This is a genomic window from Amycolatopsis palatopharyngis (assembly GCF_003385185.1).
Taxonomy (GTDB): Bacteria; Actinomycetota; Actinomycetes; order Mycobacteriales; family Pseudonocardiaceae; genus Amycolatopsis; species Amycolatopsis palatopharyngis.
Map to the genome: position 1 here is coordinate 107,000 of NZ_PQHZ01000009.1, position 12,884 is coordinate 119,883.

Genomic DNA, 12,884 nt, shown 5'->3' on the forward strand with positions numbered 1-12,884 from the left:
GCGGCCATTCGAGGTGACCGAGCCGCGTGCGTGGGGTCAGCCCCGTTTGACCAATCGGGTGATCCTGGTGGTCAACGGAGCCAACTCGTCCACCTTCAGCGCGATGAGTACCCCGAAGGAGACGGCGATACCCACCGCTCCCTGCAGGAACAGCCTGATCCATGCGGCCAGTACGGGGTTGAGCGAGTCGGGTACGAGCCAGCCGACCAGCACCGCGGCGAGCACGCCGAGACCGCTCGCGACCACCGTGAACAGAATCACGCCGAGTACCCGCTTGCTGCGCAGATTGCCGAGCTGCACCCACAGCCAGACCTGGCCGAGGAGCGCTCCGACGACGAACACGGCCGAGTTCACCATCATCACGCCGAGGACGACGTTGGCCGGATCGAGCGTCGCCGCGGCCAGGTAGAGCAGCGGGACCTTCACCGCCGTCATCACGACCATGATCAGCGTCGGCGTGCGCGAGTCCTTCATCGAATAGAAGACCCGCATCTGCAGCATGACCAGCGCATAGGGCAACAGGCCGAACGCGGAGATGGCCAGGGTCTGGCCGAGACGCTCGGCATCGGCGAGCTCACCCTTGCCGAAACTGAACAGGGCGATACCGATGGACGTGCCCGCGACGGCCATCACCGCCGAGATCGGCAGCAGGGTCAGCGTGGTCAGCCGGGAGCCGTAGGAGAGGTCGCCGATCAGGCGTTTGGTGTCGCCGTCCGCGGCGGCCCGGCTCATCCGCGGCATGATCGCCGTGAGTAGTGACACGCCGATGACTCCGTACGGCAACTGGAACAGCAGCCAGGCGTTGGAGTAGGTGGTGATGCCGCCCTCGTCGCCGCCGCTGAGCACCCGCGTGTTGACGACCATGCCGATCTGGCTCACCACGACGTAGCCGAGGATCCAGACAGCCAGCCCGCCGAACTCCTTGAGCCGGTCGTCGATCCCCCAGCGCCACTTGAACCGGAAGCCCGACCGTCGTAGCGCGGGGAACAGGAACAGTGCCTGCGCGACCATGGCGGTGAGCACGCCGAGGCCGAGCACGAGCACCTTCGGTTCGCTCATGTACTCGACGTTGAGCGTCGGATCGCCCGGTACGAGGGCGTAGAGCCCGATGGTCACGAAGATGACCAGGTTGTTCACCACCGGCGCCCACTGCGCGGGGCCGAAGACCTGTTTGGCGTTGAGCACGGCCGAGAGCACCGCGAACAGGCCGTAGAACAGCAGGCCGGGGAGCAACAGGTAGGCGAACGCGGTGGCCAGTTCGATATTGGCGCCGCCGGAGTCCTCCATCAGTATCGAGGTGAGCAGCGGCGCGCAGACCGTGGAAACCACCGTGCCGACCAGCAGCACGGTCACCGCCATGGTGATCAGCCGCTGGGTGTAGGCCTCGCCGCCGTCCTCGTCGTCCTGTGATCGGACGAGCAGTGGCACGACGACACTGGTCAGCACCCCGCCGAGCAGCAGTTCGTTGATGATCAGCGGTAGCGTGTTGGCCACGGTGAAGGAGTCGTAGACCACGCTGATCCCGGCGACCCATGCCAGCATCACCTTCCACGCGAAGCCGGTGATCCGGCTGGTCAGCGTGGCGATCGCCATCCGGCCGCTGGCCTTGGCCAGCGAGGCCGGCTTCTTCGTGTCGGCTTCCGCCTCGGACTTGGCCCTGCGCTCGGGGGCGTAGCCGACGGCCGGGAGCCGATCACCGATCGGCTCGGAGGGCCGCGGTCCGTCGAGGATGCGCGGCAGCATCCGGGTGGCCAGTTCGTCGTACGGCCGGAGGACGTCCGGATCGGCCGCGGGCCAGCGGACGCCGGGGGGCACCCCCCGATCCCTCGGGATGTACTGCGTGGCCTCCGGCCCCTTCGGGTCCCCGCCTTCCTGCTGCCACGGCCGCCGCACCGGTGGCGGTTGCCGTCCTGGCGGCGGTGGTGGCTGACGCGGTGGTGGTGGCGGGGACTGTCGCGGGGGCTGTTGCCTGCGGGGCGGTTGCTGCCCACCTGGCGGGGGCTGCCCACCTGGCGGGGGCTGCCCACCTGGTGGGGGCTGCCCACCTGGTGGGGGCGGTCGCCGCGGCGGACGGGGTGGCTGGCCCTGCGGCGGTTGCTGCCGGGCATTCGGCGGCGGTTGACTGCCGTCGACCGGCGGCACACCTCGCTGCGGCCTGCGATCGGGCGGCGGATGTGGTGGCGGTGGCGGCACCGGTGGCGGCGGTTGCTGGGCGTCCGGAGGGGGCGCCGCGCGTTCGGGCCGTGCAGGGTGCGCCTCGCGGTCAGGTCGCGAAGCGGGTCCTCTGTCCAACACGTGCCCCATCGTCGGCGGTCAAGTCGTCGACCCAGCGTAATCTCCGCGCGGGAGAAGTGCGGCAGCATCTCTCCTCGGAGCCGGCCATCACTGTGTCTCATTCATGTTCGGGTGATACACAGCCGCTGGCCCGGCTGTTGTTCTTGTCTCACCCGCACGCGGCAGGCTCCGGCCAGCCTCCGTCGACCGCTCTTGTACGACCCTCACTGGTTCGCGGCCTTCCGCTCCTGGATCCGCCGGTAGATCCTGCGGCCGGAGAGCAGCAGCAGCGCACCGGCCGCTCCCGCGGTCAGGACCAGCGTGATAACGCCGTATTCGTTTGAGTTCAGCTCGAATCTCGCGGGTGTGCCGAGCTCGGTCCCGCCCGGCGTGGTGAGCGAGACCACGACGCTGAACCGCCCAGCGCGCAGCGCCTCGGTGGGAATTCGCTGCGTGACCTTGGCGCCCGCGGGAATGGTGAGGTCCCCAACCGGGGCGGGGCGCAGGCCCGATGCGTTCGCGAGTTCGACCCGGACGGTCATCACCACCGGCAGGTCGTTGGTCAGGTAGATGGGCAGCGGCGACGACCCCGAGGCCAGGGTCAGCGGCTGCCCAGGGGTCTCCACGGTCACCCGCTTGCGCAGGGCATCGACCTGGGCGCGCGCGTCCGCCACGGCGTTGCGCCTGCTCAGCAGGTCCGGCCAGGCCGCCGAGGAGGCCCGGATCAGGCCGTTGCGCAGCGGCCGGGTCAATTCCTGAGGTTCGATCTGCAGGGTCGCGTCCACCGACATGGCGTCGACAAGGTCACCGATCGTCGTGTCGATCTCCGACATCGCGTCCGTGACCGCACCGGAAACCTCGGCCGAGACCTCGGAGGCCGCGTAGCCGATCCTCGCCTCGCCGACCGGCTCCTCGCCGAGCAGTTGCTGCAGGGAGGCCGGGGCCGCCTGCCCGTCCGCCATCAGCTCGCCGACCGTGTCCAGCAGTGTCCGCAGCTCGTCCTCGGGGGCGGTCCACCCGTGCGGGGGAGCCACCAGCACCGGGCCGCTGCTCTGCTCGTCCCCGAGCCCGGTGCGGAAGGCCAGTGTCGCCAGCCCGTTCTGTACCGCGACGTCCGGTTCGTCCGCCGGGGTCAGCGCACTCCCGGCCGCCAGGGTGCCGGACAGTGATCTGGCCACGAGCGAGTCGAACGGCTGTGCGCGCAGTGCGGTGCCCGCCAGCCGGACGCCCGAGTCGCTCGGCCGGGTCGGCTCCAGTCCGTTCGAAGGTGTCAGCACCGCGCCGACCCCGGCCTCTCCGAGCCAGGACACCGCGGTGCGGTCGAGCGGGCCCGAGGGCCAGAGCACGCCGCCGAGGGGGCGCATGCCGAGCAGCCGCTGGATGGTGGGACCACCGTTGACCGCGGCCGCGCTCAGGTTCTGATCGGCCGAGCCGTCCCTGCGTACCCGCGACAACGCGCTGAGGTCGGCGTCGGCGAAGGGGAGTTGCACGATGCACTGGCCACGCACGAGTTCCCGGAGCGAGACCAACCACCGTTTCGCCGCCTCGGTGCCGCGGCCTGCCACGACACCCGACTGCGTGCGCACCTGGTAGCCGCCCGCCATCGCCTCGACCGTTTCCAGCAGGTCTGGATCCAGGGCGTAACAGAGCGAACCGAACACCTGCTGATCGCTTCGGGCGGCCTCGGCCGCCGAGACCAGGGCGTCGAGCCGCCCGCCCGGTGCGAGGTCGACGGCGAGTTCGTCGTCGGAAAGCACGACCTGGCCGTTGTAGGGCGCGGCGACGATCCTCGGCCTCGTGTCCGCGATCGGCCACAGCATGGCGACGTCGGTCGTGCCGTCAGGTGGTTCCGGGGCAGGCCCGCCGGGCACGCCGACTGCCGGGAGCAGCATGTTCATCGAGGCCAGCCGGGCGGGGCCGCCGTACTCGGGGGTGCCGTTGACGTTGACCAGCAGTGGGTAGACCCCGGTGCTGTCGACCCGCAGGGAGCCGGGGCCGGCGTTGAGCGACGCGGTGATCCGCAGTGCTGCCGAACGGCCGGGGTCGAGGCTCTCGGTGACGTCGATGAAGGTGGTCATGGAGGCGTCGGTGGGCGGTGGCTCGCTGAGCGAGTCCGCGATGGCCCGCTCGGTGCCCTGGCGCTCACCCAGCTGCAGGCGGGCGGTGAGGTCGCTGATGCGCCGGTCACCGATGTTGGTGATCGTGCCCGAGACCGTCACCGTTTCGGAGTCCGTGTCGAGCATCCTCGGCGCGAACTCGTCGATGTCGAGTTGTAACCGGTTCGGGGTGTCCGGCAGCGGCTGCGCGGAGGCGGTGGCCCCGGAGCTCCCGACAAGGCCCGACGCGGCGAGGAACAACAGCGCCAGTGCGGCGGCGGCGAGGCGGGATCTCGCCAGGTGCGCGCTCACGACTCACCCTTCGCGGTCGATGCGGGCTCGTGCCGCCCACTCATTGCTTTCCTGCGTGCCCTCACTCGCGGGCTTCTCCGGTGATCTCGGCGTCCATCTCACCAGTGGCGAACAGTTGGCGGGCTTTGCGTACCAGTTTGCGCTCGTCGGCATAGGCGAGCTTGTCCTCGAGTTCGCCCACCGGCACCCAGGCCACCTCGGTGACCTCCACGTCCTCGTCGGACAGTTCGCCACCGGTGGCCTCGAGCAGGAAATGATGCACGGTCTTGTGCACCCGTCTGCGCTCGGCCACGAACCAGTAGTCGATGGTGCCCAGCGGCCGCAGTACCTGCGCGGAGATGCCGGTCTCCTCCTTCACCTCGCGCATCGCGGTCTCTTCGGTGGTCTCGCCGTCCTCGATATGTCCCTTCGGCAACGACCAGAGCAGCCTGCCCTGCCGGTCCAGCCTGCCGATGAGCACCGCCTCGGTGCGGTCGGGGTCTACGACGAGCCCGCCTGCCGATGTCTCGTTGACCGTGGTCAGCCTCCTGCCGCGGCGGCGCCGCGACCGGCGTCCCGGTTTGGCACCACCGGAGCGACCGGCCGATCCAGACATGCTGCGATGCTAGAGCAAATGCCCGCGGCGGTACGCTGGCTTCTCGTGTCCGTGTTGATCAGTCCGTGTAGTAAGCGCGGCTGCGCCGTGCGTTTCGACGGTAGCCGCTGTCCTGGTGGGATCTGAGTGAACGAACTACTTGCGAAGCGCAACGCGGTGGCCGAGCTGATGCGGTTGTCGCCGGTTGCCGACCAACTCGCCGCCAGGTTCACCAAGGCGGGTCACTCGCTGTTCCTCGTCGGCGGCAGCGTGCGGGACGCCCTGCTCGGCAGGTTGTCCACGGACCTGGACTTCACCACCGACGCGCGCCCCGATCGAGTGCAGCAGATCCTCGCGGGCTGGGCCGACGGACTGTGGGACACGGGCATCGCGTTCGGCACGGTCGGTGCCACGAAACAGGGCGTCACGCTGGAGATCACCACGTTCCGCGCGGATTCCTACGACCGCGTGAGCCGCAATCCGGAGGTCGCGTTCGGCGATTCGATCGACGGTGACCTGCTGCGCAGGGACTTCACCGCCAACGCGATGGCGATCGAACTGTCGACCAAGAAGTTCGTCGACCCGCACGGCGGCCTGGAGGCGATCACCGGCAAGGTGCTCGACACTCCGGCCACTCCCGAGGAGTCGTTCGCCGACGACCCGCTGCGGATGCTGCGGGCCGCGCGGTTCGTCTCCCAGCTCGGTTTCACGCCGGCGAAGCGGGTGGTGGACGCGATGACCGCGATGTCGGCCGAGATCAGCCGGATCACCGCGGAGCGGGTGCAGACGGAGCTGTCCAAGCTGATGACCGGGGTGTCGCCGCGAGCCGGGATCGAGCTCATGGTGCGCACCGGGCTCGCCGAACACGTGCTGCCGGAGGTGCCGGGGATGCGCCTCGCGATCGACGAGCATCACCAGCACAAGGACGTCTACGAGCACTCGTTGACGGTGCTCGATCAGGCGATCGACCTGGAAAGCACGCACGAGCCGAACTCGGAACCGGACCTCGTCCTGCGCCTGGCCGCGCTGCTGCACGACATCGGCAAGCCAGCCACTCGCAAGTTCGAGCCAGGGGGCGGAGTGAGCTTCCACCACCACGAGGTCGTGGGCGCCAAGATGGCGCGCAAGCGTTTGCGCGCGCTGCGCTACTCCAAGGACGTGATCGCCGACGTTTCGCAGCTGGTGTTTCTGCACCTGCGCTTCCACGGCTACGGCAAGGGCGAGTGGACGGACTCGGCCGTACGCCGCTACGTCACCGACGCCGGGGACCTGCTGCCCCGGCTGCACAAGCTCGTCCGCGCGGACTGCACCACGCGGAACAAGCGCAAGGCAGCCTCCCTGCAGCGCACCTATGACGATCTCGAGGAGCGGATCGCCAGGATCGCCGCCGAGGAGGACCTGGCCAGGGTGCGGCCGGACCTGGACGGCAACGAGATCATGAAGCTGCTCGGCCTGCCGCCGGGGCCGCTCGTCGGCAAGGCCTGGAAGCATCTCAAGGACGTGCGGCTCGACCGTGGCCCGCTGGACCACGACGAGGCGGTCGCCGAACTGCGGAAATGGGCCGCCGATCAGGGCATCGAGCAGCCCGACGGCGCCTGACGATGCTGGTCGCCGCGCCCGACTTTGCAGTTTTGGCGCCCGACTTTGCAGTTCTGGGGCCTGAATTTGCAGTTCCGCGCGCTGACGCCGATCTGGGGCGCGGCACCGCGTCACCGCCGGAAGTGCCAACTCCGGCCCCGGTAGTGCAAAGTCGGCGGCGGTGATTCAGTGGCGCAGGTCGGTCAGGAAGTGGGTCCAGGCGGGGGCCGGGACGGCTAGGGTGCCGCCGTCGCGGTCCTTGGTGTCGCGGACGGCGACCGCCTCGCCGGTGAACGCCACCTCGACGCAACTTCCGTCGCCGCCGTTGCCGGTGGTGTAGCTGCTGGTGAACCAGCGGGCGCCGGAGGGGTCTCGGGTCGGCATCGTCCTCGCCTCTCTCGCCGTGTCACAGCCGCGCCAGCACGTCCCGCACCAGCTCGGCGGAGCCGTCCGGGGTGAGTGCCTCAGTGCGCAGCCTCTCGAAGGCGAGTTTACAGGCGCGGACCTCGGCCTCCTTCTCGATTTGCAGGGAGCCGAACACGTGCTCCACGTAGGCGAGGTCCGGCTCGTCCTTCTCGGCGAAACCCAGTACGTGGAAGGAACCGTCCAGGCCGACGTGCGGGGACGCGGACAGCGGCAGCACCTGCAGGGTCACCGTGGGCAGTTCGGCGAGCTCCAGCAGGTGCCGCATCTGCTCCCGCTGCACCTCCGGCCCGCCGACCGGCCGCCAGAGCACCGTCTCGTCCATGATCGCGGCGAATTCCAGCGGATCGATGTCGCTGCGCAGTCGTTGCTGGCGGATCAGCCGCACGGCGATCTGGTCGTCGATCCAGTGCTTGCCGCGCCGCTTCGACAGTTTCTCGAACAGCGTCCGCGCGTGGGCCTCGGTCTGTAGCAGTCCTGGTATGTCACCGAGTTCGTAGTGGCACAGGGTGGACGCCGCCGCCTCCAGCGAGACGTAGCCCCGCGCCTCCACGCCGAACTCCTGCCACCAGCCCTTCTTCTTGGCCTCCCTGGCGAGCTGTTCGTAGGGCGCCCAGTCGTTCACCGGCAGGCCGTAGAGGTCGAGCATCGCCTTCACCACGAGCACGTCCGTCGCGGTGCGGCCGTTCTCGATCCGGCTCAGCCGCGCCGGGGAGAACTCCAGTCGCCGGCACACCTCGTCGGTGGACATGCGGGCCTCGTCCCGCAGTCCGCGCAGCAGGCGGCCGAGGTACCTGCGGCGGAACGTCGGCGACTCCTGCGCACTCACCGGTTACCTCCCGTTACTCGGTGCGAGCAATAGTCCGCCGGGAAAGGCCGAAGCGGAATTGCGCCACGCCGCGACAACCCGAGCATCGGCGGATAATCCGGACATGTCCGATCAGGGCGGGGATCGCCGCGCCAACTTCCTGGCAACACTTCTTCGTCGTGGCGCGCCCGTGCTGGCCGCCACCCCGGACGACCTTGCCGACGAACCGGCGGGACCCGCACCGCGGCTACACCGGCTCCGTCGCCTGAACGGCCCGGTGGGCCGGGTCGAGCGGGAGGGACCGCTGCTGCACGCGGCCCGATATGTCGCGCTCGTGCCGCTGGCCTACCGGACCCTCGCGGTGCCCGCCGCCTTCGTCGCGTTCGCGGCTCCGGCCGACGGCGGGTGGCAGGTCCTGCTCCCGGTGCTGCTGGTGGCCGTGTGCTCGGTCGGGTTGAACGTGTTCGGGGTGGTCCGGCTGCTTTCGTGGGCACCGCGCCTCTCGGCCCGGCTGCTGGGCCTCGACGTGCTGTTCACGATCGTGGCGACACTGCTCGTCGCGGCGATCGCGCCGGCGGCGGCCTTCGACGCCGCACTGGCCGTGCCGGGTAAACACCTGCTCGGGGGTATCGCGCTGTTCACCCTGGTGCTCGGGGTGCCCCGTGGTGCCGCGCTCGCACTCATGGTCGTTCCCCTGCACCTGGCGAGTGTCTGGCTGAACGCGGGCCGGTTCGATCCGGTGGGCACCCTTGGTGGGCTCGGTCGTGTCGCCGGAGTGCTGCTCACCGCCACTGGAGCGCTGATCCTGCTGGGGATGAGCACCCGGCTGGCGCTGGCACATGGCCTCCGCACCGGGCGGCGGGCCGAACGGGCAGTGCAGCACCGCAGGCTGCACGACACGGTGCTGCAGACCCTCGAGGCGATGGCGTTGCACGACGATCCGGAGCAGTTGCGGCGGATGGCCCGCGCTCAGGCGGCGGAGCTGCGCACGGAGCTGGAGTCGGCGGAGGGCGGGCCCGGTAGGCCCCTCGGGGAGAAGCTGGGGGCGCTGGCCGCCGAGGTGGCCAGGGACGGTCTGCGGGCCCAGTTGGTGATCGCCGAACTCGACGACGAAACGCTGTCCGAGGTCCGCCAGCTGGCGTTGCGAGATGCCGTCCGGGAGGCACTGCGCAACACCCGCAAGCACGCCCGGACCGACAACGTGCTGGTCCGGGTCGAGCAGCACGAAGGCGGGATCGTCACGACAGTCCGGGATCATGGCGCCGGGTTCAGCCAGGAGAGCCGCACCGCGGGCTTCGGCATCAGTGAGTCGATCAAAGCCAGGCTCGCCGAGGTCGGCGGCAGCGCGCGGATCGACTCGGCCCCCGGCGCGGGCACCCGGGTGACCCTCTGGGTGCCCTTCTGAGCGACAAGCACTGAATGGCCTCAGCCGAGGCGGTCCAGTGCGCCGGTCTCCAGGTGGTGCCCGATCGGGCGAGGCAGCAGGTAGGTGATCGCGCCACCGGGCAGACCGTTCCACGGAACGGCGATCCCGGCGAGAACCCGCAGCGTGCGCCGCAACACGTAGCTGTGCCGGTCGTGTTCGCGTTCGAACGTCAGCGAGGTCTCGGCGAACGGCGTGCCCTCCGGATGTGCGAGGTTGCCCGCCTCGGTGCCGAACCGGGTGATCGTGGTGCCCTCCGGGAGCGTGATCATCCGTTTCCCCCGGTAGAAGGTCAGCGGCGGCTCACCGCGCACGGGTAGCACCGGCCAGTCCGTGGCGTGCGTTGCCGGCTCCCGTGCCTCGACCTCGGCGGGCAGGAAACGACGTCCGGGGTACAGCAGCAGGGAGCCGAGCAGTGCTCGCGCGGCGGGTTGGATGCGCGGGAACAGCATCGGCTCGACCGGGGCGCCATCGGCGAAGCGAGCCACCTGCCACCCCTGCGCGGTGCGCAGCAGGCACCACGCGCCGTCGATGTGCTCGCCGATCCGGTATGCGTCCTCGGGAATCCCCTGTTCGGCCAGTCGCCGCCGCAGGGTGGCGAGTACTTCCGAACCGCGCAGTTCCCGATCCGGTTCCGCGCCGCGTTCGAGCGAGGCGGCCATGGTGAGTTCGGCATCCGCGCCGGCGTCGCCGAGGTCGGCGGCGGTCTGGCCGGGCCTGGGCGCGCCGAGGATCTCTGCCTCAGCGGTGGCCCGCACCCGTTCGCCGACGTACGGCGGCCGGTGCCCCGCCGCCCGGATGTGGGCGAGCAGGTCGGGTTCCGGTGGCAGCCCGTACTTGCGCAGGTAGTGCGGCACCGAGGCGGGCCAGATCCAGGTTCCGTCCGTGTGGAAGGCGTCCGGCACGTCCGGCGGGTTGTGCGGAGCGAAGATGTCCGGCAGCAGACCGGGTTTGCTCAGTGCGACCGGCGCGCGGTACAGGTAGCCGAGCACGGCCCGTGCCTCGTCCTGCGCCACCGGCTGCCGGTTCACCACGGGCGGTTCGCCCTCGGTATGCGCGTCGACCACCTTGGCCAGCCGGAACTCGACATCCAGTGGCAGTCCAGCCCGCGCGGCCAGCCACTGCGGCACCTGTCCGCGTTCGCGGGGGTGGTACTCGAGCTCGGCCTCGTACGCGCGAGCGGACGTGCGCCCGCGTGCGCCGGGGCCGAGCCGCCAGTTCGGCTCGGTCTGCTTGTCGAAGTCGAAGTCGAAGTTCGACGCCGAGTCGAGCGTGAACGTCCCCTGGAACCAGGTGCCGGAACCGGCTTCGTACATCGCCGAGCGCAGTCTGGCGAAGAGGTGGCCGAGCTCGGGTGGCGAGGAGAGCGACACGATCACGTCCTCGGCCACCGCCCGCACCTCGAGCTCGGAGTAGTCCCCGACCTGCCGGAACTGGGCGGCGACGCGTTGCCAGCCGTCCGGCAGGCTGCGCACCATCGTGCGCCCGATCGAGCGCAACAGCGCGCCGGGCTCGACCGATCCCGGCGCCGGGCGTACGGCGGCCGCCGAGGTGAAGTCGTGCCGCTCCTGCCAGAGCGCCAGCACGCTTTCGGGGTCCGAGGTGGTCGTGGTGAAGTCGGTCAGCCCCAGTTGCGTCGCGGTGGTCTCGTCCTGCCCGGTCCAGCGCAGCGTCAGTTCGGCTTCGCCGGACTGCGGCGCGATCCGATAGATCTCGTCGTCGTACAGACACTGGGTGTGGATGGTGAACGTGGCGGCGACCTTCGCCTCGGGTACGACCTTGGCGGGCAGGTCCCGCCACTGCGTGTCGAACCCCTCCGGCGCGTCCTCGCCCGCCGGTGCCACCAGCAACACCGTCGAATCCGCTGTCGATCGCTGTGCCCGGTAGACCTGTTCGTGCCACACCGCGTAGAGACCGTCAGGACGGTCGGCCACCTCAACTCGATAACGCAAGTCCGTTCCCCCTCGTGTCACCCGCACAACTCCCCATCGAACTTGACCCGGACCAAACTTAGTAGGCAGCGGCCTCGGCGAAACATCGGCCGTCACCCGGCCGGGTCGGCCCGTCGGCTTGCCCGGAGGAAGCCTGCGGCACCGAGCAGGTAGAGGGCGACGGCCCCGGCGAGCAAGGCTGGAGCGTGCCCGTCGGGCGGCGTGAGCAGCGCCGCCACCGTGACCGCGACGACCTGGGTGAGGTTGAACAGGGTGTCGTAGAGCGCGAAGACCCGGCCACGGGATTCGTCCCCGATATCGCGCTGCACGGAGGCGTCCACACACAACTTGATGACCTGACCAGCCGAGGTGACCGCGAACGAGGCGATCAGCACGGTCGGCAGCAGGAACGGCAGGCCGAGACCGGCCTGTGCGAGCGCGGCCAGCAGCAGCGAGCCGACGATCGCCCTCCGCCTGCCGAACCGTTCGACCAGGCGGGGTGTGAGGTAGCCGGCGAGCACGATGCCTGCGCCGCCGAGCACCGCCACCTGGCCAAGCCCGGTGAGACCGGCCTTGAACGGACCCGCATCGGTGAACGAGAAGCGCATGAGCAGCACGGTGAGCAGCAGTGCGATACCGAAAGCCGCCCGGTGTGCGAGCAGCGCGACGAAGCCTGCGCGAACGCCGGGGCAGCGCAGTGCGGCGCGCGCTCCGTCGACCAGTCCCCTGGCCACCGCCGCGAGGGCGTCGGCGGGCTCGTCCACCCGCGTCGGGCCGAGCAGCCCCCGCGGAATCCGCGTGGCGACCAGGGCGGCCACCACCGAGCCGACGGTGGCGATCGCCGTGGTTGCCCCCGAACCGACGTTGCCCTGACCGAGGAGTGCGCGCAGCCCGATGGCGCAAGCGCCGCCGAATACCGCGGTGACCGCGCCGAGGGTCGTGGCCAGGGCGTTCGCGGTGACGATGGAGCGTTCGGGCACCACGTGTGGCAGCGCGGCGGAGAGTCCGGACCCGGCGAACCGGGAGATGGCCATCACCAGCAGCGCCAGCATGAACAACCAGGTACCGCCGACCCCGAGTGCCACCCCGCCCGCGCAGCACAGGATGGCGACCGCGCGCAGGGCGTTGGCGATGATCAGGACGCGTCTGCGGTCCCACCGGTCGAGCAGCGCACCGGTGAACGGCGCGATCAGCGAGTACGGCAGCAGCAGCACCGCGAAGCCGCCCGCGATGGTCAGCGCGTCGGCCGCGCGTTGCGGGTTGAACAGCACGGCACCGGCCAGTCCGGCCTGGAAGACGCCGTCCCCCCACTGCGCGGGAAATCGGGTCCAGAGCAGGTGCCGGAACTCCACCAGCCGGAAGAGCGCGCGGGGCGAGATTCGCTCGGTCGCGCCGTCGGCGACCGCGGTCTCCTGTCCGGAAGGCGCGCTGGTGGTCACGATGTTCCAGCCTACGGGGATCAGGG

The 12,884-nt window shown here is 70.2% G+C and carries 9 protein-coding genes; 2 read left to right on the forward strand and 7 right to left on the reverse strand.

Annotated elements, in window-relative coordinates:
* Positions 1-36 precede the first annotated feature (36 nt).
* The 3 genes from murJ to D0C15_RS09580 form a co-directional block, all read right to left on the reverse strand.
* Complete coding sequence (gene murJ, locus D0C15_RS09570) at positions 37-2,304, reverse strand: murein biosynthesis integral membrane protein MurJ (protein ID WP_425455374.1); 2,268 nt, start codon at positions 2,302-2,304, stop codon at positions 37-39.
* A gap of 194 nt (positions 2,305-2,498) precedes the next feature.
* On the reverse strand, positions 2,499-4,682 hold the full coding sequence (locus D0C15_RS09575) for a DUF6049 family protein (protein ID WP_245975671.1): 2,184 nt from the start codon (positions 4,680-4,682) through the stop codon (positions 2,499-2,501).
* A 61-nt stretch (positions 4,683-4,743) separates the two neighbouring features.
* Positions 4,744-5,277: an NUDIX hydrolase gene (locus D0C15_RS09580; RefSeq protein WP_116043044.1), complete on the reverse strand. Its 534-nt coding sequence runs from the start codon at positions 5,275-5,277 to the stop codon at positions 4,744-4,746.
* 126 nt (positions 5,278-5,403) lie between these two features.
* Here D0C15_RS09580 and D0C15_RS09585 point away from each other — a divergent pair, with 126 nt between their 5' ends.
* Positions 5,404-6,855, forward strand: coding sequence for a CCA tRNA nucleotidyltransferase (locus tag D0C15_RS09585; RefSeq protein WP_281270679.1), 1,452 nt, complete (start codon positions 5,404-5,406; stop codon positions 6,853-6,855).
* 165 nt (positions 6,856-7,020) lie between these two features.
* Here D0C15_RS09585 and D0C15_RS09590 read toward each other — a convergent pair whose 3' ends face one another.
* Positions 7,021-7,218 carry a DUF397 domain-containing protein gene (locus D0C15_RS09590; protein ID WP_116043046.1) on the reverse strand — a complete coding sequence of 66 codons (198 nt, stop codon included), beginning with the start codon at positions 7,216-7,218 and terminating at the stop codon, positions 7,021-7,023.
* 22 nt (positions 7,219-7,240) lie between these two features.
* Positions 7,241-8,086 carry a helix-turn-helix domain-containing protein gene (locus D0C15_RS09595; RefSeq protein WP_116043048.1) on the reverse strand — a complete coding sequence of 282 codons (846 nt, stop codon included), beginning with the start codon at positions 8,084-8,086 and terminating at the stop codon, positions 7,241-7,243.
* A 103-nt stretch (positions 8,087-8,189) separates the two neighbouring features.
* Here D0C15_RS09595 and D0C15_RS09600 point away from each other — a divergent pair, with 103 nt between their 5' ends.
* Positions 8,190-9,470: a sensor histidine kinase gene (locus D0C15_RS09600; protein ID WP_116043050.1), complete on the forward strand. Its 1,281-nt coding sequence runs from the start codon at positions 8,190-8,192 to the stop codon at positions 9,468-9,470.
* A gap of 20 nt (positions 9,471-9,490) precedes the next feature.
* On the opposite strand, the gene D0C15_RS09605 is transcribed toward D0C15_RS09600, so the two are convergent.
* Together D0C15_RS09605 and D0C15_RS09610 are read right to left on the reverse strand one after the other, a co-directional pair.
* On the reverse strand, positions 9,491-11,440 hold the full coding sequence (locus D0C15_RS09605; RefSeq protein WP_116043052.1) for a TNT domain-containing protein: 1,950 nt from the start codon (positions 11,438-11,440) through the stop codon (positions 9,491-9,493).
* Positions 11,441-11,532: 92 nt separating this feature from the next.
* Positions 11,533-12,858: an MFS transporter gene (locus tag D0C15_RS09610; RefSeq protein ID WP_425455375.1), complete on the reverse strand. Its 1,326-nt coding sequence runs from the start codon at positions 12,856-12,858 to the stop codon at positions 11,533-11,535.
* Between the last annotated feature and the right edge of the window lie 26 nt (positions 12,859-12,884).